We start from the raw sequence: 22,756 nt of genomic DNA, 5'->3' as shown, positions 1-22,756 counted from the left end.
TCGCAGGTCTGGCGCAGAGTCATCCACGGCAGTCCAGAACGGTGCTACTACGAGGCACTGAGGCCCTCGAACTCAGCTCGGCGGAACCACGTGCGGTGACGCCGCCTGCGCCGACGCGGATGTCTTCGTTTCCGGCATGCCCAATGCGGTCAGGGTGGAGCCGTCAGAGCGCTGGCTTATCCGATCGATGCTGGCCAGCTTCGCTGCCGCATGCCAGGGCTTCGTCGCGGGCGGCTGCGCAGTCGTCCTAGTGCTCACAGTTGTCCTCCAAACAAGATCGTGAGATCGCTGTCGTCGTAGCCCTGAACACCGGCGGCCGGCAACGGTGGTGGCACCGCGCGTCGCTCGGCGAGATGACGCTGCACTCGCGACACGATCTGAGCCTGGTCCTCGACAAATGGTGACGTCGGATATTCAAACCGTCCGAATGCTCGCGCGTCACGGCTTCTCACTGATCCGTGTCGGTCGTGGGTCTCAGCTGTGGTGTAGCTGGTTCAGGTGCGGGGGGTTTTGGCTCCGTGGACTGTGTGGTATTCGGTGGCCAGCCAGACGGCGAGATCATCGATGATCAGGTCGAGCAGGGTGGGGTCGGTGGCTGGTGTGCGGGCGATGCTGGCGGCCAGTCGCATCTGCTGTGCGCGTTCGGGGTAGTAGTGGCCGAAGATTTCAGCGGATCGGTCGAGGTCGCTGGTCCAGCCGCCCCAGCGGGGCATGACCAGTGTCAGGCCGGTGCGGACGATCTTGCGGGCTGCGGTTCGGCTGAGTCGTCGGTATTGGGGATCGGTGAGTTCGGCTGAGCGTTGGTGACGCCAGCGTTGGAGTGCTTGGTCGAGGTCTCCGTTGGTTTCGCGGGCGAGCACCGCGGTGGGGCGGTATCGGGGTAGTTGGCCGGCGAGATCGTCGCCCAGTAGTGGGGTGCATAAGCAGGCGACGAACCAGCCGAGGTTGTAGCGTTCCAGGTCACTGAGTAGCTTGCTCGTGCTGGCGAGTTCGATTCCGGCACCGTTGATTTGACCGAAAGAAGTGTCTAGGTCGGCTGCCAGTGTGTCGGCGTCGAGCCGGTCGTGATCGCTGGGCTCATCGTGTAGCGCGATCAGCAGGTCCAGATCGGATGTCCCCGGTTTGGCGGTGCCGCGTGGGATGCTGCCGTAGAGGTAAGCGCTGTGCATGCGGGTGTTGTCGAAGGTGTCGGCGATCAGGGTGCGTGCGTGGTCCACAACTGCTGTGAATTCCGGTTGGACCCGGCTCAGCGAACCTTCGCGCGTGATGTATCCCTCGGCGTCCAGTCCTTCGGTGTGCATGCCAGGAACTATGCAGGCGTTTCCCGCTCAGGGTCCACCGATTTCGATCGCTGGCTGATGTCGGCGGCGTAGCTGGTCCAGTCTCCGGCGGAAAGTCGCTGCCAGGCGACGGCGACGTCGGTGTGGATGCCGAGGGTGCGGGCTAGGATTGCGGCGGGGATCTCGGTGGCGAGCTGGAACAGTGCGGTGCTTCGGGCCGCGCCCGGGCGGATGCCGAGTCGTTTCAATCGCTGGGTGAGATGGCTGGTGCTGATGGGCCGACCGGGCTGTCCGCCGGGGAACAGCCAGATCGATGGAGTCAGCGCGCCGATTGTCGCGTGGCCCTTGCGATTTGCCGCAACGGTTCGGGCGAGGTCGGCGACCGGTTCGGGCAGGTGTATGGGTGAGCTGCCCAGGTGTAGCCGGACGGGGTCGGCTTCGGTTTCGAGGTCGAGGACGGTCAGCCGGGAAATCGCCGCCGTGGTTTGGGCGTAAAGAAGTACCAGCAGGCCCGCCAGCCGGTCGTCGGGTTTGAGGGTGTCGTCGTGCAGCAGGCGGCGCGCGGTGATCCAGCGGTGCTCGTCCTCGAGGGGCCGGGTGGGGCCCATCCAGCGGCGGGCGCCGACACGGACGCTGGTCAGCTTGTTCTTGTGGGCCCACCGGATGAAATGACCTGCCGGTTCCCGGTTTGTCGCGGTGTCGTCGGTGAGCCATCGGTCGAGGTCGGCCTGCCCGCAGGTGGCGAGTGTGAGGTCGTGTGCGGTGAGCCAGTCCAGGAAGGCGATCGCCGCGTAGCTGCGTTGGCGCACCGAGTTGAACTGCTGGATGGTGGTGACACGTCCGTTGTTGCGTTGCCGGAGCCGCCGGATCAGTTGCCAGACCATGTAGCGGTGCAGCACCTGCCGTTGTTCCGGGTCGGTCTGGGCGGCCAGGATCTGGTCGGTGAATCGCTGGATGCGGACCATGTGTTCATCGCGTTGCGGCAGGGCGCCGACACCGATGAGGACTTGCCGTAGGTGCGCGAGGGGTGGGCTGTCGGGAAGTTCATCGAGGGCCTCGTGAGTCACCTCGCGGCGGCCGGCCGCGAGGTCGGCCACGACCGGAGCGACGGACTTCTTCTTCAGCCATCGCATCGCGGTGATGGGGTGTTCAGCGGTGGCGATGTTGTGCCGCAGCGCCTGCAGACCGGGGTGAAGCGATTCCGAGGGTGGGCCGAGGATCTCGTTGAGGCGCTGGTTGATCAGACAGCGAACGCATTGGCCCGGATGCGGATAGGACGGATCGCTGCAGGTCGGGCAGTCGTGCCAGAGGTTGCGGGTGGTGCAGTCCCCGCAGCGTGGCCGGGCGAGGGTGCCAGAGATGACGGCGGCGGTCCGGCCGCAGGAGCTGCATCGTGCCGTGAGCTGCTGGCAGGAAGGACACCATGGGCGGCCGGTTGTCCGGGATGTGCCGCAAGGTTTTTCCTCCCCGCAGATCGAGCACGATGCGATCGGCAGGGGCGGGCAGGGGCCGCAGATCGGCCCGTCAGGCGTTCGCAGGGTGACCGGGCGGCGGCGCCCGCAGTTGAGACAGACTTCGAGGTTGTCCGGGTCGGTGACCAAACAGTTCGGGCAGATCGCCCGACCATGGTCGTCACGAGTCGCGGGCTCGCGGTGAACACCGCAGCGTGAGCATTCCTCGATGCGGGTGCGGGCGATGCAGGTGCGGCAGACGCGTTGCCCGTCCAGCGGTTTGTCGATGTGGACGACGCGGTGGCAACGCGGGCAGGACGGCCGCACGATCCCGGCGACCCCTGCCGCGTGAAGGGCCTCGATCAGTGGGACGATCGCGCGGACCGGCGCGAGATGCCCAGCGCCGGTCAGTAATTCGGGTTGGGCTTCCAAAGCCCAGCCGATTCGGCGCTGATGGTTGGGCCGGGATGCGAGCTTGCCGACCGCAACGGCGATGACACCGCGTTCGACGGCGGGATCCAGTTCGGCGACGACGGCATGGATGATCGAGATCGGATCGCGGTCGTCACGGTCGGGGCATTGCGCGCAGCGGGGCTGTCCCGCGCGATCACGGGTCGAGGCGTGCTTGAGCTTGCCGCAGCCGGCGCAGGGCAGTGGACGCTGGCAGCAGGGCCCGCAGTACCAATCCTGGCCGCGACGTTGCAGGGTCCGCATCGGCTTTCCGCAGTCGGCGCAGACAGGCTGGGCGACCATTGCCCCGACCTTCCGCAACTCGATCAGCAGGTCGCCGATGGCCCGAGGCGCCGGGGACCGTCCATCGGTCAACACGCCGGGCCGCTCGGCGAGAAAGGCCGCCAGACGCCGCGATTTGGCTCGTCCGCCCGCGATGACCGATACCACGGTTCGGATCTGTTGAGGCTCGCACCGACCGTCGACGGCCGCGATCAGGTCCGTCATGAACCCGATCGGGTCCGAGACCACCCGGTCGTGGTCGGCGCTGGTCACCGCGGGCTGGCGCCGCGGACGCGAGCCCGTTTCGGGCGCAGGTCTCCGAGGCTGGTTTCGCCGCCGACCGCCTTCTTCGTGCGAGCGGCAGCCTGCGCGGAGACCACCGGCTCGATCAGATCGTCGATTGTGCAGTCGAGGATGTCCAGCAACGCCATCAGGATCTTCAGGCTCAGCCGTTCGGGGCGTTCGACCACGAGCCGGTAGACCTGGCTCGACGAGAGCACGATCTCACGATCTGCGAGCGGCTCGAGCAGATCGGTGGTCTGGAACATACCCCGGTCTGCCATGACCTTGCGAAGGTGCCAGTGGTAGTCGAGCTTGGCGGGCATCATCGGTCCTTGTCTGCCGCAACGGCGGTCGATGCGAGCGCAGGTGCGAGCGCCTTCGCCAGTGCGGTGTTCATGTAGTCGGAGCTGACGTGGGTGTAGATCGCCGTGGAACTGTCGCATTCGTGCCCAACCTGCGATTGGATAAACCGCCGGTCAACCCCATCTTCGGTGAGGTGAGTGACATACGCGTGTCGTGCGCTGTGCACGACTAATTCCTTCGGGAGCTTCAGCGCATCCCGGTAGGCGACGAACCGGGCATTGATCTCCGCGGGCTTGATCCGCCCACCACGCTCGGTGACCCAGAGCGCCGGATGCTCCGGGCAGCCGAACCGCGGCCGCACGTTCTCGACGTAGTCGGCGACCGCCTCCACCGCCCAATCCATCACCGCCAACACATTCCGCCGCCGCGCCGGCTGCCCTCGCTTCGCCTTCCCATAGCGGACGTTGAGCGTGCCGTACCGGCCGAACTGCGGCGCCTTCGGATTACGGCCGAAGTCCACCAGGTCCAGCTTCGCAGCCTCGGAACGGCGTAGGCCCCATCCATATATGACCTTGAAAATCGTGGCATCACGGTAAGCGACCAGTGCCCCTTTGCGTTTCGACCGCACCGCCCGCTCGACCTGATCGTCGGCATAGTCCAGGAACCGCTGGATCTCCTCCCGAGTGAACGGCCGCGATTCCGGCCGGCCCTCGTAGTCGTTGAGATGAGCGATCGTGTTCCACTCGTGGCAAATCGCCACCGGATATGTCCCGAACGCATCCTCACATGCCACCGCCCACCCGTATCGGCCATCGATCAGGTACTCGCTGAACAGCCGCAACCCGCCCTGATAACCGCGGATCGTCGACGGCGCCAAACGCTTTTCGCTGGTCAGCCACAGCGACCACTCATCGATATGCGCCGGGGTCCACTCCCACGGGTAGTCATTGACGAACTCCATGAACCGCCGGACCAGGTTCTCCCGGGCCGTAACCGTCTCCTCCCGCAGACCACGCGCCGCCTGCTGAGCGCGCCAACCGCGAAACATCGCTTCCGCCATCGCATCCTGCGGACGTAACTGCGCCACCCCGGACACCAGCTCCAGATGAGCCGCCCCAGCGAGATCGACCTGCCGCAACCCACCCTCCTCGCGCCACCGAATAGTGCGAGAATCATGCATCAAATGGGCTAGTCGAGGCAAACAGGCTGGCCAACAGGCATTTCCACGCCGCCTCCCCGGTAGTTTCGACCACGCTCTCCATCAGGCAACCAGCAGATTTCGCCCGTTTGATGCAATTCCCGAGAGAGCAAGTAGATGTCGGCAGTGGTCGACAGATGCGCGTGGCCCAGGATGATCTGCACGTCGCTGGCGTCCAGATTCTCATCACGCGCCATCCTCAGCGCGCATGTATGGCGGGCGTCGTGCATCGACCAGTTCGTCCCCAACGCCGCGTTGGCGCGGGTGAGAACCTTGCGCAGCGTGTCGTAACTCATCGGCTGGTACTGGGATCCCGCGCCACGGTCGCGGCGCCGCAGTGTCCGCCACAGCTGCTGTCTCGGATCCAACGGGGCATCGAGCTCGGCGAGATAGAGCCGCAGCCAGACGAACGCCTCCGCGCTGGCCGGAAGCCACTGGCTCGCTCGCGTTCCCTTGCGGATCACCTGGACAAGCTGCTCACCCCAGTCCACGTCCGCCACCCGCATTCCCAAGATCTCCTGGGCACGCGCCGCGGTGCTGACCGCCAGAGCCAGCACCGCACGGTCCCGATTCGATCGCAACGCCGCGAACAACGCCTGCCACTGCGGGTCCGCGATCTCGCGGGGCGGGCGTCTGGGCAGCTTCGGGTTGTAGCGGATCCGGCCTCCGGGACGGTGCGGCTCAAGACGGTTGTGATGTGCGTTCGCGCGGCCGCTACGGCGGGCGAGCGGCACGGGGTTGATCAAGGGGCCCACACCGATTTCGATCCAGAACTCATAGAACGCACGCACCACCGCATTCGAGTGCCTGATCGTACGCGCGGCGTAGCGATCATCCAGATACCGCTTCCGCGTCAGGGGTTGACCGTTCCGGCCGTGGCCAGCGACCGAGTCCGCGGCGAGGTTCTCGGCTTCGAGTCAAAGCCCAACCACAGAACGAGATCTCGGGTCTCGGTCGCTGTTGCCCGGTCCCACTCGACCTCGACCGCGTGTAGCCAGCGCCACCACCGCAACAACGCAAACGCGTAGCTGCGCACCGAGTTCGGGCTGTTCCCCTGCGCGATGAAATCGATCAAGTACCGGTGGATCGGCGCCACCGCTGCGCCGGTCTCGTCGACGACCGCGACGACGCGCCCCCCACTTCGGCACCTGAACAGTCCGCACGTCCCGGCAATCTCCTCGAACACTCCGCACCACCTCTCTCGATTCAGACGAGAGAGGTCTACCGGGCAGTCGGAGGAACTGAGGCCACCAACAGCGGGGTGTCGTCCGCTAGTCCGGTCAACAGTTCTACTTCGCCGATATGCCCCCGTCGGGTGTCTGCAACAGTCTGCAAGACGGCCCGGAGCGATTTACGCAGCTGTTCATCTCCCTATCGTCCGACATCGTGAGCAACAACAATGTCCCGTCCGGTCGGCGCCCGCGCAGTGGCGTGCGGGTCGCGCTGACCTCTCTCTCGCTGCTCGTCGCCGCGGCGACCGGGGTGACACCGGCGGCGGCGACGCCGTCCTATCAACCCGGTGCCCAGATCGAAGCCACCTATTACGCGCCGGGCCCGTGGGCGGTGGCCGAGCGGACCGGCGTCGACTGTTGCACGTCGACCGGCGACACCTACGACATCTGGTATCCGGCCGACCTCGGGGCGGGCGGGGCCGTCCACCCGGTCATCACCTGGGGCAACGGCACTATGGCCCACCCACGCGAATACGCGTATCTGCTCTCGCACCTCGCGTCGTGGGGGTTCGTGGTCATCGCCGCCGACCGGACCGACACCGGTACCGGTATCCAGATGCTCGACGCGGTGCGGTACCTGGCCGGCCAGAACAGCGACCCGAACAGCATCTTCCGCGGCAAGATCGACACCGCCGCGGCCGGGGCGACGGGGCATTCACAGGGCGGCCTCGGCGCGATCAACGCCCTCGCGCGCGGCGGCGGCGCCGTCAGCACCGCGGTGACCCTCGAGATGCCGTTGTCGGCGGCCTGTGCGTCGCTGCCGTCCGTCGACGGCCGGAGCGCCTGTATCGACCCCACCGCGGTGACCTCGGGTTCGGTGCTGCTGGTCAACGGTTCGGCCGACGGTATCTCGCCCGCGACACAGCAACTCCCGCCGGAGCTGATCGGTCTGCAGTCGATGCGGGCGTACTACGACGCGCTGCCCGCCGATCTACCCAAGGTCCGCGCGGCGGTGGTGGGCGCCCAGCACAACGACATCCAGGGCCAACCGGACTGCACCAACTACAGCTGCACCGAGGGCGTCTACCGCTACCTCGGCTACCTGACCGCCTGGTTCATGGACCGGCTGCGCGGCGATTCGGCCGCCCGCGAGGCGTTCCTCGCCGACACCGGCGAACTGCTGCACAACCCCCACTGGTCCGATCAGGCCAGCACCATCACCCGCTGACCGAGGAAAGGCTGCTGCACTCTTCATGGAAGACCACATCGAGGAACTACTCGCCGAGCTGGATCTGGACGGCAAGCTACGGCTGATTTCCGGGGCGAGTCTGTTCCGGATGGCCGCTGACCCCGCGATCGGACTCGCCGAGATGCCGGTCTCGGACGGACCCTCCGGTGGGCGTGGCGAGAACTGGGACGAACGCGATCCTTCGGTGAGCCTGCCCTCCGGTACGGCTGTCGCCGCGACCTGGGACCCGGCGCTGCTCACCGCCGAGATGGCCGACCTCCCCCACACCGCCTACATCTATTGACCCACCGATCGACCATCTCGAACGCAGCTCCCGAACAACGGAGTGTGGCCATGTCCACCAGAACCTCTCAACTCGACAACGACACCGGTCGGCTCGACGGCGTCTCGCGCGCAAGGATTTTTACGGTGCTGGCCGTGATCGTCCTGTTCTCCGAGATCGCCCCGATGCAGTACACGATCGTCGCGGCGGCACTACAGAAGATCGCGCCGAGCTTCCCCGGCGTTGGGGCCGATATCAACTGGGCCATCATCGTTTTCGGGTTGATCGGCGCGGCCGCGTCGCCATTGATCGGCAAGATGAGTGACGTGTGGGGCAAGAAGCGGATGTTCCTCATCTGCGGCGCTCTGTTCGTCATCGGCTGCGTGCTCGACGCGACCACTTCGAACTGGGCCGTCTTCCTGTTCGGTCGCTGCCTGCAGGCCACCGCCATCGCGACCGCGGTGATCGCTTACGGTCTCATCCGAGACCTGATGCCGCGCAACATGGTTCCGCTCGCACTCGGTCTCACGGCGACCGGTTTCGGTGTCGCCTCCATCGCGGGCCCCATCCTGGGCGGCTACCTGGTCGACAATCACAGCTGGCGAGCCATCTTCTGGGTGCTCGCCGCGTTCACCCTGGTGATGCTGCCGCTGGTGTGGTTCATCGTGCCCGAATCCAAGCTGCGAGTTCCCGAGCGCATCGACGTCGTCGGCGCCGCGTTGCTGTCCGGCGGCGCCGCCCTCACCCTGATCTACGTCGACAAGGGCCACGACTGGGGTTGGGCGAATGCGACCACGCTGGTCTGGCTGATCGCGGGCATCACGCTACTCGTGGTGTTCGTCGTCGTCGAAAAGCGCGTGTCGACACCGATCATGGACATGAAGCTGCTGTTCCACCCGCGCGTCGCGCTGGTTCTCGCCGGTGCGCTCCTGGCTTCCCTGCAGATCGGCATCGTCTCCTACGCCATCGCCTATATGGCCCAGACCCCACCGGAGTCGACGGTCGTCGATGGCGTCGGCCAGGGCACGCTGGCCGAGATCCAGGCGATGACAGGTCAGGCGCTGCCGCCCGAGGCGGTACAGGTCGCCCTCGATCCCGGCTACACCTACGGCAGCGGGTACACCCTGCTCGAGTTCGCCTTCCGGATCGCGCTGCTCGGTTCGGTGATCACGATGATCTTCGGCGCGGTGGCGGGTCTGCTGGCCAAGCGCGTCGGCGCCCGCTTGCCGCTGGTCCTCGCCCTGTTCATCTTCGCAGGCGCGGGGATCGCGTTCGCGCTGCTGCCGCTGACCACCATCAACTTCCTGATCGTGAACTCGATCTTCAGCATCGGATTCGGCATGTACTACGCCTGCATGCCGATCCTGCTGGTCGAGGCGGTTCCACAGGAACAACAGGGCATCAGCCTCGGCATGCTCGGTGTGATGCAGTCCATGGGTGTGGCGATCGGTCTGGCCATCGTCACCGCGTTCCTGCACAACAACGGCATGAGCGCGCTGGTGAGCGTCGGCGGGCAAGCCCGACCGGCCACCCTGCTGCCCGACCTGTTCGGTGATCACGGCTACCGGTTGGGCTTCTGGGTCTGCGCGGCCGCATCGGTGCTTGCCCTCTCGCTCGCGCTGGTGATGAAGCACGGTCGCACCCCGGCCACCGGCGGCACCGCACATTGACACCGAGAACTGCGTTCCGGTCTACCGAGGGTCCCGCCGATGACGAGCAGCGGCGGGACCATCACCGGATTACGGCGAGGCGAGGCGCTGCCCGCGGGCCCAGGCGGCGTCCAGGCCCTCATAGGCGCCTTGGAACTCCGGGGCATCGCTTTCGCCAACAGTTGGGCGACCCAGACCGCGCAGTCCGATGATCATCGGGGATTACGGTGAGCACCGGGGGTATACGCGGAGCACGCTACGGCGGCGGAGTCGACGACGAACACCATTCGCTTCCGTCCGAGTAATAGTTGCCACCTACCGGAATGGATACGCACATGCAGATTCAGATCAACACCGACAGTAACATCGACAGCGGCGAAAAGCTGATCCGGTACGTCGAGGAGGAGATCGCGTCGACGCTCGAGCGCTTCAGCGACCAGATCACCAGCGTCGAAGCCCACCTCAGTGACCAGAACGCGGGCAAAGGCGGACCGGACGACAAGCGATGCGTGCTGCAGGCTCGTCCAATCGGTCAGCAGCCGGTCGCGGTGACTCACAACGCCGCGACGATCGATGACGCCTGCCGGGGCGCGGCCGAGAGCATGGCGCATCTGCTCGCCAGCCGGCTCGGCCGGCTGCACGAGACAAAGGGTGGCGACTCCATCAGGCACCCCCACAAGAACCACCCGCACACTAACTGAGTCAGCAGCAAGTTACGTGCGGCTTTTCCGGCTGGCTGCGTCGAGGAGCAGTTTCGCGGCCACCGTCGCGCCGTCGGCTCGGATCGCACCGGCCACGGTCCTGGCTCGCGTTCGGGTCTCGGGGGCCAGGGCCGTGGTGAGCGCGGCGGACAGGGAATCGATGGTCGGCGTCGAGCCCTCGTGCGCAACACCGATGCCCAGCTCGGCCACTCGGGCGGCCCAGTACGGCTGGTCCGCGATCTGGGGCACGATCACCTGGGGCGCGCCGGCTCGGGCTGCCGTCGTGGTGGTGCCCGCGCCGCCATGGTGCACGACCGCGGCCACCCTACGGAACAGTGCCTGCTGGTTGACCTCGCCGACGACGAAGCAGTCATCGACGTCGTCGATCGGGGCCAGTTCGGCCCAGCCGCGGGCGAGGACGACGCGGCGGCCCTGCGCACGGGCCGCCTCGATGGCCACCCGGGCGATGTCCTTCAGGGCGTATGCGGCCATGCTGCCCAAGCCCACATACACCGGTGGTGCACCGGCGTCCAGGAACGCCTTCAGACCGTTCGGGAGCGGGCGGTCGTCGGGCAGGATCCACGCCCCGGTCTGCACGACGTCGAGGTCCGTCATGCCCTGCGACGGACACAGCGTCGCGTCCGCCGCCAGCCACGGCTGGCCGGTGAAAACGTAGTCGCGGACGTTGTCCACCGGTGGCAGGCCGATCGCCGCCCGATGACTGTTCAGCGCCTCGCCGTACAAGTCGTTCACCCGCTGTGCGTCCTGCGCCCACAGCACCCGGTTGTCGGTCTCTTCCTGCGGGGACGGTGTGCCCGGCCGTCTCCCCGGAGGGAAGTGCCGCGACGGCAGTCCATAGATGTGGAAGCACGCGAGCACGTAGCGGATGCCCAGTTTCTCGGCCACGTCCCGTGCGCCGGCCGGCATCAGGCCGGTCGCCAACAGCGCGTCACATCCCTCGGCCGCTGCGGTGAGCGTGTCGAACCGCGCGGCGACCAGCGCGGGAGCGAGCCGGAACGCATCTTGCGCCGTCGGTGGCTTCGGGTTGGCGACGACCGAGGGCACCGTCGGGCCGAGCGGCACCAGCGGCACACCGACACGCTCCAGCAGCTTCGCGAACTCCTCGTCCGGCGGCGCGCAGACCCGCGCCTCGGCGCCGAGTTCCCGCAACGCCACCGCAAGTCCCGCCAGCGGTTCGACGTCCCCGCGTGATCCCCACGTCGTCAACAACACGCGCACTTCGTAACTCCCCATTTCCGCCGGTTCGGGCTCTCGGCCGGCAATTCTGCGGCACGACCGGGGTCTTGCCGCAAGCCCCCCGGTCCGCTATATGTTGAATGTGGCGGGAAGTGGCGTCTTCTCGCTTTCGTCACTTCTCCTCCGCTCTGGACGGACAGCCCTCTTGTCACTCGGCGAAACATCCATTCGAGACCACTCGGCGAGATCGTCGATGTGCGCGACAAGGCGGACGAACTGGCCTCCCGATACCGTGAGCAGGTCGCCGTAGCCGCGGGCAGTGCACCGGCCGGACAGCAACCAGTCCTGGTTTCCCTGTTCGACAGCGCGACACCGCAACCGTTCACCTCGGGCCGTACCGCCGCAGATCGTCCGTGATTCGTGGACCACGACCTCGTTGGAGGCCGCAGCACAGCGGGTTACGGCGCGGGCCCGACCACGAAGCCGCTACCGGAGATACGAGTCGGCGACCTTACTCGATATCGGCGTTGTGCCGAACTCCGAACTCAGACCGGTGAGATCGGCGCAAAAGGCCGAATCGCGGCGGTGCCGGGTCCCACCACAGCCGCCGACGATTCCGGCACTTCGTTCCACGCGCCCTCGAGGTCGCGCAGGGGCTCGGACACCACGAAGCGGGTTTCGCCGCCCAGTTCGCGCAGGACCTCGATTTCGGGGTGCAGTGCGCGCAGCTGGGAGACCTCGGTGGAGAAGAACAGCGACCGCGTTCGCCGCTCGCTGGAATATCGGAACACCCAGAGAAATTCGCCGTTGGTGGTCGCGACGGTCATCTGAACCGGATGCTCGACCCCGTTCGCGTGCCCGACATCTTCGACGAAGCCAACCGCGCGGGCGACGCCATCGAAGGGGTCATCCACGAGACCGAACGTCAGGGCAAGGTAGAACAGGGCTTCCGTGTCCGTGGACCCCTCGATGTCGAGGAAGAGCGCCGGGTCGACGGCCATCAACAGGTCGCGCCTGATATCGCGGAAGCCGCGTAGGACGCCGTTGTGCACCCACAACCATTTCCCGTGCCGAAATGGATGACAATTGCTGCGTTGCACTGCGGTCCCGGTCGAGGATCGCACGTGCGAGAGCAACATCGATGCTCGTACCTGGCCGGCGATCTCCCGCAGATTGCTGTCGTTCCAGGCCGGTTCGATGCCCTTGTACACCGCCGGTTCAGTGCCCTCGCCGTACCAGCCGACACCGAAGCCGTCACCATTGGTGGTGGTCTCTCCCATACGTGAGTGCAGACTCTGATCGATCAGGGAATGTTCAGGGCGGAACAACAGATCCTCGACAAGAATCGGCTCACCCGAATACGCCATCCACCGGCACATGCAACAATTCAAACAGAATCGACGCTATGGGCGCTAGCCCTCGCCCGGCGAGAAACCGTATCGGCCCGGTCACGAGTATGAAAATTGTCGATAATGACTTTGTCCTGGGTGAAGTGACCTGCGCGTTGAATTCTGCCTCGGTGAGCACGCCTTGGGTCTCGAGTTCGCCGAGTTGACGCCACGTGGCGAGTCGAACTGCCGAGGGCGTCCCCCGCCTTCACCTGTTGCGGGTGATGCGCGCGCAACCGCCGCTGGAGCAGTCTGTTGTCGATCGAGGTTCCACACCGCCCTGGTTCGGGAGGACAACCGAGATGAGCATCGATTCGCGCCCGCTTCCGCGTCGATCACCAGGTTCTCAGATCAACCGGTGCGACAACCGGACCCGGTCGATGCTGCAAGCACCGAAGCCCTTCCAGAAGCCGCGACCAAGATCCATGGCGCCTCGTTGAACTGGAAGAGATCCGCGATGGCAACAGAATTCCAGGCAGCCACTGCGATGTCACGGTGATGTGGGCACTACCCGCGATCGCCGCGATACTGCTGGCCTTCGCGGCGATCTCCGGGCGTATCACGGGTACACCGATCACCGCGCCGATCATCTTCACCGCTGGTGGTCTGGTACTCGGAAACGCAGCGGTGGGGCTGATCGAGGTGGAAACAACTGCCGAGACCGTCAAACTCCTTGCCGAGATAACACTCGCGTTGGTGCTGTTCTCCGACGCCTCGCAAGTGGACCTGACCGCGCTCCGGGCCGCTATCTCCCTGCCGGCACGGCTGCTCGGCATCGGTCTGCCATTGACGATCGTTGCCGGGTTCGGTGCGGCGCTTATCGTGCTGGGTGAGCTCACCTGGGCTGAAGCGCTCCTGCTCGCGGTAGTCCTTGCCCCCACCGACGCTGCCCTCGGGCAGGCCGTGGTCACGCTGCCGGTCCTACCCTCGCGAGTGCGGCAAGGGTTGAACGTCGAAAGCGGCCTCAACGACGGAATCTGCGTGCCCTTGTTCTTGATCGTGCTGGCACTCGCCCAAACCGAAGCCGGCGCCATCGGTCATGGCGCTGCCGCCCGGTTGGTCGGCGAACAAGTCGGGTACGGCATCGCGGCCGGTGTCGGTGCCGGGACAATCGCCGCCGCAGTCCTGGTCGCTGCCGAGCGGCACCACACGATCGACCGTGCGTGGACGCAGATCGTTCCCCTCACCGCCGCCGCGCTCGCCTACACCATCGCCGTACCGCTCGGCGGGTCGGGTTTCATCGCCGCCTTCGTCGGCGGCCTGGCGTTCGGGAGGATCTGTCGGCACAACGCAAACGGCGATGTACCGGCCGACCTACTCGACGATGCCGGTGACCTGTTCGACGCCGTGACTTTCATCGTGTTCGGTGCCGTGCTGCTCGGTCCTGCCCTCGGCCACCTGTCCTGGAGCGTGTTCGGGTACGCCGTGTTGAGCCTGACCGCGGTCCGGATACTTCCCGTCGGATTGTCGATGCTCGGCACCCACGCCCGAGTTCCGACCGTCGCCTTCGTCGGCTGGTTCGGCCCCCGTGGGCTGGCCACCATCGTCTTCGTAATCCTGATCCTGGAAGAACACCGAGAACTACCCCACCAAGATCTGCTCCTGGCCACCGCCGTCGTCACGATCGGGCTGTCGGTCTTGACCCACGGACTCAGCGCCGCGCCACTGGCCCAGCGTTACGCCACCTGGTTACACCGCAACCCGCCAGTCGACGACCATCCGGCACCAGACGCAAGGAACTGACCAACCTGCCCACCCTGCCGCGGTAGATGGCGCCACAGTGGCGGATTACCGACCGACGCCGGACGACAGGGAAGGCCGCCGCGGCACTAGCCGGTAGACGCGTTGTGTGCTGAAGTCGGATGCCCCAACGCCTGAGCCTTCAGTTGCTCGAATTCCACGTCATTGATGACACCGGAGTCGTGCAGGGCCTTGGCATCGGCGATGCTCTCGGCGGGGGACTTGCCCGCGACCTGCCGGATGTACTGATCGGTGGCCTGCCTCGCTTCTGCCTGCGTCTGTTGGGCGCGCAGCGCCATCCCCCGCCCGCGGACGATCAGGTACACCAGCGCCGTCAGGTACGGCAAAACCACCAGGCCGATCACCCACACGGCTTTGGCGATGCCGGAGACGGAGTGGTCGCGGAACAGATCCACGAGAATCTGGAACAGCACGATCAGATACGCCACGAAGGCGAACACCAGGATCGTGTACCACACGTAATCCCAAAACGAATCCATGTTGTGAACCTCCTTGGCGGATCTTTCCCGTGTCGTTGCCGGACGTGGAGTCCGACCGCGGAGTAAATCGGACCGCCGGTCGGCCCCTCGATCGAAAAGCAAACTTTTGTTTTCTTTGTGAGCACCATTCCTGCGTCGAACTCGGACGACTGCTCGGCAGTCCGGTATGAAATGAGCGCTGAACGTCTTCGGGTCCAGACGCCCGATGCAACGAGAAAGTACCGAGCATATAGTACATGGGTAGCGACTCTTGCCGACGTACAACAGTTCGACTGTCCAAGTGTCGAATACGCACCGGCAAAGGCCATAATCGCGGAGGGGCTCGCCTGCTAAACTCACCGCGTGAGCATCGCCGCGAGGCGATTTGCGGTATCCGGGCCACGTCTGCGCCGGCTGTCGATACCACCCGTCGCGTCGCGGGCGGCGGTGCGCTCTGCGCGGATCCGTTCGAAACCGCGCTGATTGCGATTCTTCGTGACCGTGCCACTGGAGCCACACCGCTGGAGACGGAGGCGGACATGACCACAGACAATGGGGATTGGTCCAAGCCGACTGCGATAGCCATTCCGAAGGAAGGGTATTTCGAGCTGGAGCAGGGCCGGTACGGGCCGATATTCCCCCGTACACCGGCCAATTACGGCTTCTCCATCATCGCGAAGGTCAAACCCGGTCGTGAGGCGGCGATCCGGGAGTACGGTGAACAGCTCGCGGCCGCGGTTCGAGAAGACCCCACTGTGCTGGCGCCGCTGCGGCTGCACTACCTGCGGTGGGTGCTGTTCGACATCGGTGACGGGCTGTGTTTCCAGTATCAAGGGATCTTCGACACCGACTTCGACAAGTACGTCGAGGACGCTATCGCCCTGTTCCTGTCGATAGGTATCACGACCGTCTTCGTCAACCTCGAAGGGTTCCCCGAGGACTGGAAGACCGATACCGATGCGGTCGTCGAGTTCTTCCGTGAGCATCAATTCCCGAGCTTCCTGGAGTACGGCGAGTACCCATATGTGACCGCGGAAGAGATCAAGAAGGCACTGCGCGTGAAGGCGGCGTTCTCCGACATGCTCGACCAAATGCAGTAGCACCACGAGGTTCGTTGATGCTAGAAATCGACGATATCCAGCACATTGTGCTGACCCGCGTCCCCGCGCTGACCGGACGCTACGAGTTCCTGTCGTTCGACAGTGGCGCCGGTGGGCGGGCGTGGCTGTCGGGCATGGTCGACCGTGTCGCCTCGGCGGCCGATGCGCAGCGCCGCGTGAGCACCGACCGCCGATGGGTAACACTCGCGTTCACTTGGACCGGGCTGCGCGCACTCGGCGTGCCCGACCAGTCCTTGGCGACGTTTCCCGAGGAGTTCCGGCAAGGCATGGCAGCACGGGCTGACACCCTCGGTGACATCGGGCTCGATAGCCCCGACCACTGGGTGGGGGGATTGGCCCGCGACGGGCTGCACGCGATCGCCATACTGTTCGCCCGCGACGACGCCGAACGTATTCGCTGTATCCGAGCGCACGATCAACTGGTTGCTCGCTGCGCGGGCGTGACAGTCCTCTCGTCGCTGGACGTGGCGGCCGTTCCGCCGTTGGAGTACGCGCACGACCATTTCGGGTACCGCGACCGGTTGTCGCAGCCGGTGATCGAAGGCTCCGGTGAACAGCCGACACCGGGCACGGGCGCCCCGATCAAAGCTGGGGAGTTCATCCTGGGATATCCCGACGAGGATGGCCCTGCGGCCGGACTGCCGCAACCGGAGGTGTTGTCGCGCAACGGCAGCTACATGGCCTACCGGCGCCTGGAGGAACACGTCGGGCGATTTCGCGATTTCCTGGCCGAGCGGAGCGACACCCCTGAGGAGCAAGAGTTGCTGGCCGCGAAACTGATGGGCCGTTGGCGAAGCGGCGCCCCCTTGGTGCTCGCCCCCGAGAAGGACGACCCAGAACTCGGGGCTGATATGCAGCGCAACAACGATTTCAACTACAAAGAGATGGATCCCTACGGCTATGCGGCGCCGCTGGGTTCTCACATCCGCAGGCTGAATCCCCGAGACACCGCGGTGAACATGCAACGCAGGCGCCTGATCCGCCGCGGCGCTACCTACGGACCGTACCTCCCGGAGGGTGTACCCGAGGACGGCGCCGAGCGTGGAATCGCGGCCTTCGTCCTGTGTGCAAGCCTGGTGCGCCAATTCGAGTTCGCCCAGAACGTGTGGATCAACGACAAAACTTTCCACGAACTCGGCAACGAGCACGACCCGATCATCGGCAATCAAGACGGAACCCTGGAATACAAGATCCCCAAGCGCCCGATTCGCAAAACGATCAAGGGCTTACCGGCGTTCACAACCCTCAGGGGTGGCGCGTACTTTTTCCTGCCCGGTCTCAGCGCCCTGCGTTACCTCTGCACTCTCACCGACAACGAGGTAGCACCATGAGCACCATCACTCCGGCGCGCACCTACAACCAATCCCAGTTGCCGCGCACCTACACGCCCGGCAGACGCCGATTGAGTATCTACTGGACCTGGAGCTACCCGTGGGAAGCTCAGCGCGACCCGGCCGCGCTGGACAACCGCTTCTCCACCATGACCGAAGTACGCCAGGCCACCTGGCCGGCCTACGAGACACCCGAATACGACACCGCCCACTTCCTGCAGGGCATCGCGGGAACGCTGGAGCTGTTCCACCGCTCCACACTTACCTTCCAGCAGATCGCCGCAGCGGCCACCGGCCATCCGGTCGCAGTCTTCCAGCGCATCGATCAAGCCGGATTCGAACTACCCATCGATGAACGCATCCTCGCCGACACCGACACCCTCATGATCTTCGGCCTCGACCACGTACTCGGTCAGGCAGCAGCCTTGCCCGAGGAGATCGCAGCCATCGACGACTGGCTACGACGCGAAGACACCTGTCTGCTCCTGGCGCCGCACCACGACGTCGGCTGCACCGACGACCTCCAGCAACGCCAAGTCGAATACGACCACCACCGCGACACACTCGTGCCACGCCAACAACGCTTCAGCGCCTACACCCGCTCACTGATGAAAGCCCTCGACATACCGGTGCACAACATGTACGGGCTCCGTCCCGCCGTCGTCGAAGACACGAAATCCATCGCGCCTTTGACCACATTCCGTGACCTCGACGCCCTGCATCTGCTAGAGAACGTCACCACGTTCAACTTCCACCCCCACCTCCCGCACTATCACCTCACCGCACCCGCAAACGAATCCGTGCGGCTGCTCGCCCGCCAGCCCATCGACCTCGACCGACCCCATCCCTTCACCGCCGAGGGCAATACCGAATTCAACACCCTTATCTGGTTGCCGCCCACCGACCGACGCGCCGGCGACATCGTCATAGTCGATTCGACCAACTTCACCACCCTGTTCGGCGGAACCGAAAGCCTCGTCAACTTCTGGCGCAACGTCGCACTCATGAAGTGACACCGCGTCGGCGGGCGAGGCGAATCAGCAGTTCCAGCGAGTAACGCCAGAAGTGCGCCGAGGATCCACACCAACACGAGCCCGGTGGGGTGGCACCAGAACGCGGTAATGCCGATCGCAAGGCCGAGCGAGCGCCACGGAAACGGCACTCCGGATGACACACCTGTGCCAGGATCACTGTACGAGGGCGCCACCGATCGATGCGCCCGGGCGGACCCTCGAGTCCGATCTTGCGGAAGTGGCGACGTCCAGGCACCAAAGGACGCGAACGGAATTCTCCAACGAAAACGGGAGTAGGCCGATGAGATCCAGAAAAAGCCTCAGCGGAATCATGATGACCGCGGTGGTTCTGATCATGACGGCAGGTTGCGGGTCCGACGGCGAATCGAACTCGACGACGCCGACCAGTGCGGAGACGCACGATATGCGGAGCAGCATCGGGGCGACGGCGTCCTCTGTCGTGAGCTCGGCCCTGAATACCGCGCAGCAGAAGATCCAGGATGTGATCAACACGGCAATCGCTGCCGCGCCGATCAGCTTCGACGATGGCAGCTCGGATCTCGGTCCGGGGGATGTCGCCACGATCAAAGCGGTTGCGATCCCGCTGAAAGGGAACGATACGAAAATACAGATCACGACATACGCCCGCGACTCCAACATCGCGGCCGCCAAATCTCTGGCCAAGGCCCGCGGCGACAACATCGTGGCCGAACTGGAGGCGGAAGGAATCGATAAGTCGCGCATCGATGTGCGTGCCGAGGCGAATCCGACAGCGCCGGACGTCGAGGTCGACGAGGCTCAGATCGCGGTGGTCGCCGAATAGGCGCGAGCACGCGATCACCGACTCGGAAATGATGAGAGGTGATTCACCATGTCAGCAACCGATCAGCGCTCCGTCGGGCAGGCGGTCGCGGCCGGTACATCCATCGGTGCCGCCATCCTGCTGATGGCAGTCGGCATTCTGTCGATCTTGGAAGGGATCTCCGCCATAGCCAAGGATGAAGTTCTGGTGGCCACGCCCGGATACACCTACCAGTTCAACACCACCAGCTGGGGTTGGATCCATCTGATTCTCGGGATCCTGTTGGTGATCGCGGCGGCCGGCCTGATGTCCGGAGCCATGTGGGCGAGAGTGATCGCCGTGTTCCTTGCAGCGCTGTCCATCCTCGCGAACTTCCTGTGGCTGCCTTACTACCCATGGTGGTCGATCGTGGTAATCGCCTTGAACGTCGTCGTGATCTGGGCTGTGACGACGTGGCATCCCCGCCGCGCCTGAACCGATTCGCACCGCACAGCTCTCGGCCCCGGCAAGGCGAGCCATGGCCGCGACAAACACTGCACCGGAGCGCGAGGACGAGCAGCGTCGGCGCGGGCGTCCGGTCGCCGGTTATGCGCCGACCGGCCCCGGCTGTGCCCCCGCGTCGTTGTTCATCTCGGACTCGTCCTGCCAAGCGCGGGTCGGTCGGATCAAGAGTTCCAGCGCGAGCAGCGCAAGCAGCGCGCCGAGGACGATCCACACCACCACCAGTCCGGTGGGGTAGCGCCAGAACACCAGCATGAGCGCGGCGATACCGATGATCACCCAGCGCAGCGCGGCGCGGGCCCGGAAAGCCCCGGCTGCTACCGGGTTCGGTGGACGCGATCGCCGCAGGTGTTGTACCGCGTCCATGCCGTGTTCGAACCCACGGCGCACCGCGATGGCCGAGGTAGAGCTCCCGGTGAGGTAAGCCCCCAGCGCGATCGCCAGGCCGAGCACGGCGACTCCGCGCAACGCGGTTCGCAGTGGCACCAGCACCGTGTCGATGATGGCCGTGGCGGCGTCCGGTGACAGCACGTCAGGCGGAATCTTGTCCAGATACAGTGCCCGGGCGACGATCAGCGCGATGGCCAGGATGAGCATGCCCACCGCGATGGCGAGCCCGACGAAAGCCAGGGCGCGGCGTCGATGCCCCGGCGGTGCCGCGGCGATCGCGGCAATCACGGCCGCGATCGTCACCCACGGCAACACTGCCGAAGCTTTGTCGAGCCTGTCGACCGCCCGTTGCGCCCGCACGAGTTCCGGGGATCGGAACAGCACGAACTGCTTGTCGACCGCGGGAATCTTCTCGGCGAAGGTGAAGCCACGGTCGAGCAGCCGGGCTTTGACGTTCTCGATCACCGTGCGCAGGGAGAGGGTCACCGTGCCGTTCTCGTCGACGGTCACCGACTCTGGGCCGACGTGCCCGGTCGCCGCGGCCACCAACGCGGTGTGGGCGGCGCGGTTGGCTTGCAGCCACAGGTCCTCGAATTGGTCGCTGCGCACGAACGACAGCACGGTGTCGTTGACGAAGCCGCGGGTCTGCTGGGTGATCACCGGCGCAAGCCCTTCGACCGCGCGATCCACCCGCGGCCGGTTCGCGGTCGCCGGGACGGCGTCGGTGAGGGCGGCCAGCGCGTCCGCGGTGAGGCCCTCGATGTCGACGCGCGCGAAGATCTCGTCGGTGATCGTGTCGGAGACCTCGGTCTGCAGTATCGGATCCGAGCCCAGCGGGGCCACTGTGTTCAGGTACCGGTTGGTGTCGAGGACCTCGCCGCGTACGAACCGCGACACTACGGTGGTGATCGCCAGAACCGCGACCAGCACCGTCAAGATCGCTACCGCGGTCCACCGCCACGCATGCCGGGGTGGTCGGCGTACCGGCGGCGCCGCGGCCGGGCCCTTCGTCCGCAGTGCGGCCACTTCTGCCCGCAGCCGCTCGAGCTCGGCGCGTTCGTCGGCGCTCAACTTGCCGCCGGGCGTGTCCTCGGGAGCCATCGGAACCCCTCACTTCGCGAACGAATACGGGCAGTGGTCCGACATCCACTGAAACGACGGTGTCGGTTGTCCGTGCCCCAGCACCTACTTTTCGTCGGCCACGAGCAACTGCGGCAACCGCTATCGCGCGGTCGGGGTTGGCGGCGCCGCCCCGGTCTCGGGTGAGGACGGCGCCGCCCCGGTCTCGGCGGTGCGGTCCGCCGAGGGCGCGGTTGGCTCGAGGTTCCAGGTCGAGACTGACCAGATCGCCACTAGCTACCGCCGAGGGCGATGATCAGGGTCGGCCACAGGGGGTTGATACAGCGGTGGATCAGACCTGCGTCCTAACCGCCGTTCCAGTAGAACTCTCTGCATAGAAGCAGCACGTGCTGATCAACGCCGGACCAATACGGGTCAGGGCTTTCGAGGTCCGGCTGGAATCAGCGACCTGGTGACTGTCAGGGCGTACGCTAGGACTCAGATTAGCACCACTGACGTCGATGATTTCTCGAATCGACGGCACTCGATCCGCAGTGAACTGGAAGCAGCTTCTGTGAGAGTCGCTGATACGACTCTTATTCGTTACAGAAAGAAGGCTACAGTGACCGAAACCGATATCGACGCACTAGGTCCCGTCGACTATCTCGTGATCGAATTCCCAGCCGACAGGCCTCCGAACGGTTCGGCGCTACCGTTGCTGCGCGACCTCGTCGAGCGCGGCATTATCCGAGTATTGGACCTGGCATTCGTCCGCAAGGATGTCGACGGCTCCCTCTCCGGAATCGACATAGCAGACGTCGGTCTCGAAGGGGATTTCGACATCACCCTCTTCGCGGAGGCGGGATCGGGCCTGCTCGACGATGCCGACCGCAAGGAGGCGGGCCGAGCCCTCGAGCCGGGATGTTCGGCCGCGATCCTGGTCTATGAGAACAGGTGGGCGGCGCCCTTCGCGTCCGCGCTGCGCCGCAACGGCGCCGAACTCGTGGCCACCGGACGCATCCCAGTGCAGAGCATCCTGTCGTCGCTCGGCGCTATCGAGACGGAAACCCGTTAGCAGCAACAAAAATCGCGTCGTCAGCTCGACCGATAAGGAGAGCGTCATGCCCGGTTTGCTTCGCGGCGTAGCCCGCACCGCCATGGTCGCCGGAACTGCGACCGCTGTCTCCAACCGCGTCTCCCGACGGCAGGGAGAGCGGTGGGCCATGCAGGATGCGCAGTACGCTCCTGACGCGCAGTATGCGCCACCGCAACCCGCGCCCGCACCGCAATCCGGCCCCGGTGCGGGGATGGACCGGATCACCGCACTGAAGGAACTCGCCCAGCTCAAAGCCCAAGGCGTGCTTACCGATACCGAGTTCGAAGCCGAGAAGGCCAGAATTCTCCGATCTTGAAGTAGTAAATTGTTTCCACGGTGTTGGTTCGACGTCAGGGCACC

Annotated in this window: 25 protein-coding genes; 15 read left to right on the top strand and 10 right to left on the bottom strand. The window is 65.4% G+C overall.

Going from position 1 to position 22,756, the window contains the following annotated elements:
* Positions 1-260: 260 nt before the first annotated feature.
* Positions 261-404 carry a hypothetical protein gene (locus ON19_RS42565; RefSeq protein ID WP_157230001.1) on the top strand — a complete coding sequence of 48 codons (144 nt, stop codon included), beginning with the start codon at positions 261-263 and terminating at the stop codon, positions 402-404.
* Positions 405-494: 90 nt separating this feature from the next.
* Here the strand turns inward: ON19_RS42565 and ON19_RS34530 are convergent, their stop codons facing one another.
* The 6 genes from ON19_RS34530 to ON19_RS44265 form a co-directional block, all read right to left on the bottom strand.
* The gene (locus ON19_RS34530) at positions 495-1,301 is read right to left on the bottom strand and encodes a nucleotidyltransferase domain-containing protein (RefSeq protein WP_043702738.1); all 807 of its coding nucleotides are present in this window, start codon (positions 1,299-1,301) and stop codon (positions 495-497) included.
* Positions 1,302-1,309: 8 nt separating this feature from the next.
* Positions 1,310-3,736: a site-specific integrase gene (locus ON19_RS34525; protein WP_043702736.1), complete on the bottom strand. Its 2,427-nt coding sequence runs from the start codon at positions 3,734-3,736 to the stop codon at positions 1,310-1,312.
* Positions 3,733-4,068, bottom strand: a complete 336-nt coding sequence (locus tag ON19_RS34520; RefSeq protein ID WP_174377761.1) for a helix-turn-helix domain-containing protein — start codon at positions 4,066-4,068, stop codon at positions 3,733-3,735. Before ON19_RS34520 ends, ON19_RS34525 begins: the two co-directional genes overlap by 4 nt.
* A complete protein-coding gene (locus ON19_RS34515) occupies positions 4,068-5,108 on the bottom strand; it encodes a tyrosine-type recombinase/integrase (RefSeq protein WP_083899851.1) in 1,041 nt (346 codons plus the stop codon). The genes ON19_RS34520 and ON19_RS34515 overlap by 1 nt, the downstream gene beginning before the upstream one ends.
* A gap of 128 nt (positions 5,109-5,236) precedes the next feature.
* Complete coding sequence (locus ON19_RS34510) at positions 5,237-6,037, bottom strand: tyrosine-type recombinase/integrase (protein WP_227954789.1); 801 nt, start codon at positions 6,035-6,037, stop codon at positions 5,237-5,239.
* A gap of 62 nt (positions 6,038-6,099) precedes the next feature.
* A complete protein-coding gene (locus ON19_RS44265) occupies positions 6,100-6,282 on the bottom strand; it encodes a hypothetical protein (protein ID WP_255218452.1) in 183 nt (60 codons plus the stop codon).
* 350 nt (positions 6,283-6,632) lie between these two features.
* Between ON19_RS44265 and ON19_RS34505 the strand changes: the two genes are divergently transcribed.
* From ON19_RS34505 to ON19_RS34490, 5 genes are all read left to right on the top strand, one after another.
* Entirely contained in the window at positions 6,633-7,646 is a 1,014-nt protein-coding gene (locus tag ON19_RS34505; protein WP_043702839.1) for a poly(ethylene terephthalate) hydrolase family protein, read from the top strand.
* Between the two features lie 25 nt (positions 7,647-7,671).
* Positions 7,672-7,950 carry a hypothetical protein gene (locus ON19_RS34500; protein ID WP_043702728.1) on the top strand — a complete coding sequence of 93 codons (279 nt, stop codon included), beginning with the start codon at positions 7,672-7,674 and terminating at the stop codon, positions 7,948-7,950.
* Between the two features lie 50 nt (positions 7,951-8,000).
* A complete protein-coding gene (locus ON19_RS34495; protein WP_043702836.1) occupies positions 8,001-9,599 on the top strand; it encodes an MFS transporter in 1,599 nt (532 codons plus the stop codon).
* A gap of 39 nt (positions 9,600-9,638) precedes the next feature.
* Positions 9,639-9,809, top strand: a complete 171-nt coding sequence (locus ON19_RS42560; RefSeq protein WP_157230000.1) for a hypothetical protein — start codon at positions 9,639-9,641, stop codon at positions 9,807-9,809.
* 104 nt (positions 9,810-9,913) lie between these two features.
* On the top strand, positions 9,914-10,279 hold the full coding sequence (locus ON19_RS34490) for an HPF/RaiA family ribosome-associated protein (RefSeq protein ID WP_043702833.1): 366 nt from the start codon (positions 9,914-9,916) through the stop codon (positions 10,277-10,279).
* A 12-nt stretch (positions 10,280-10,291) separates the two neighbouring features.
* On the opposite strand, the gene ON19_RS34485 is transcribed toward ON19_RS34490, so the two are convergent.
* Complete coding sequence (locus ON19_RS34485; protein WP_043702830.1) at positions 10,292-11,518, bottom strand: glycosyltransferase; 1,227 nt, start codon at positions 11,516-11,518, stop codon at positions 10,292-10,294.
* A 213-nt stretch (positions 11,519-11,731) separates the two neighbouring features.
* On the opposite strand from ON19_RS34485, the gene ON19_RS43500 reads away from it, so the two are divergent.
* The gene (locus tag ON19_RS43500; RefSeq protein WP_157229999.1) at positions 11,732-11,893 is read left to right on the top strand and encodes a hypothetical protein; all 162 of its coding nucleotides are present in this window, start codon (positions 11,732-11,734) and stop codon (positions 11,891-11,893) included.
* A gap of 128 nt (positions 11,894-12,021) precedes the next feature.
* Here ON19_RS43500 and ON19_RS34480 read toward each other — a convergent pair whose 3' ends face one another.
* Positions 12,022-12,843: a class II glutamine amidotransferase gene (locus tag ON19_RS34480; protein WP_043702725.1), complete on the bottom strand. Its 822-nt coding sequence runs from the start codon at positions 12,841-12,843 to the stop codon at positions 12,022-12,024.
* Positions 12,844-13,359: 516 nt separating this feature from the next.
* Here ON19_RS34480 and ON19_RS34475 point away from each other — a divergent pair.
* The gene (locus ON19_RS34475; RefSeq protein WP_043702721.1) at positions 13,360-14,607 is read left to right on the top strand and encodes a cation:proton antiporter; all 1,248 of its coding nucleotides are present in this window, start codon (positions 13,360-13,362) and stop codon (positions 14,605-14,607) included.
* A gap of 86 nt (positions 14,608-14,693) precedes the next feature.
* On the opposite strand, the gene ON19_RS34470 is transcribed toward ON19_RS34475, so the two are convergent.
* Positions 14,694-15,104, bottom strand: a complete 411-nt coding sequence (locus ON19_RS34470) for an SHOCT domain-containing protein (RefSeq protein ID WP_043702718.1) — start codon at positions 15,102-15,104, stop codon at positions 14,694-14,696.
* Positions 15,105-15,622: 518 nt separating this feature from the next.
* Here ON19_RS34470 and ON19_RS34465 point away from each other — a divergent pair.
* The 5 genes from ON19_RS34465 (at position 15,623) to ON19_RS34445 (ending at position 19,824) form a co-directional block, all read left to right on the top strand.
* A complete protein-coding gene (locus tag ON19_RS34465; RefSeq protein ID WP_043702715.1) occupies positions 15,623-16,183 on the top strand; it encodes a hypothetical protein in 561 nt (186 codons plus the stop codon).
* Positions 16,184-16,200: 17 nt separating this feature from the next.
* Positions 16,201-17,535 carry a Dyp-type peroxidase gene (locus tag ON19_RS34460; protein WP_043702712.1) on the top strand — a complete coding sequence of 445 codons (1,335 nt, stop codon included), beginning with the start codon at positions 16,201-16,203 and terminating at the stop codon, positions 17,533-17,535.
* Entirely contained in the window at positions 17,532-18,548 is a 1,017-nt protein-coding gene (locus ON19_RS34455; protein ID WP_043702708.1) for a hypothetical protein, read from the top strand. Before ON19_RS34460 ends, ON19_RS34455 begins: the two co-directional genes overlap by 4 nt.
* A 343-nt stretch (positions 18,549-18,891) precedes the next feature.
* Positions 18,892-19,371, top strand: a complete 480-nt coding sequence (locus ON19_RS39835) for an OmpA family protein (protein ID WP_157229998.1) — start codon at positions 18,892-18,894, stop codon at positions 19,369-19,371.
* 48 nt (positions 19,372-19,419) lie between these two features.
* Positions 19,420-19,824 carry a DUF7144 family membrane protein gene (locus tag ON19_RS34445; RefSeq protein ID WP_043702703.1) on the top strand — a complete coding sequence of 135 codons (405 nt, stop codon included), beginning with the start codon at positions 19,420-19,422 and terminating at the stop codon, positions 19,822-19,824.
* A 111-nt stretch (positions 19,825-19,935) separates the two neighbouring features.
* Here ON19_RS34445 and ON19_RS34440 read toward each other — a convergent pair whose 3' ends face one another.
* The gene (locus tag ON19_RS34440; protein WP_051169598.1) at positions 19,936-21,342 is read right to left on the bottom strand and encodes a hypothetical protein; all 1,407 of its coding nucleotides are present in this window, start codon (positions 21,340-21,342) and stop codon (positions 19,936-19,938) included.
* Positions 21,343-21,922: 580 nt separating this feature from the next.
* On the opposite strand from ON19_RS34440, the gene ON19_RS34435 reads away from it, so the two are divergent.
* Positions 21,923-22,375 carry a DUF6325 family protein gene (locus ON19_RS34435; protein WP_043702700.1) on the top strand — a complete coding sequence of 151 codons (453 nt, stop codon included), beginning with the start codon at positions 21,923-21,925 and terminating at the stop codon, positions 22,373-22,375.
* A 46-nt stretch (positions 22,376-22,421) separates the two neighbouring features.
* Positions 22,422-22,712: an SHOCT domain-containing protein gene (locus ON19_RS34430; RefSeq protein WP_043702697.1), complete on the top strand. Its 291-nt coding sequence runs from the start codon at positions 22,422-22,424 to the stop codon at positions 22,710-22,712.
* Positions 22,713-22,756 lie beyond the last annotated feature (44 nt).

Origin of the sequence: Nocardia abscessus NBRC 100374, assembly GCF_000308455.1 — a bacterium.
GTDB classification, from domain to species: domain Bacteria; phylum Actinomycetota; class Actinomycetes; order Mycobacteriales; family Mycobacteriaceae; genus Nocardia; species Nocardia abscessus.
This window is presented reverse-complemented; position numbering and strand designations above follow the sequence as displayed.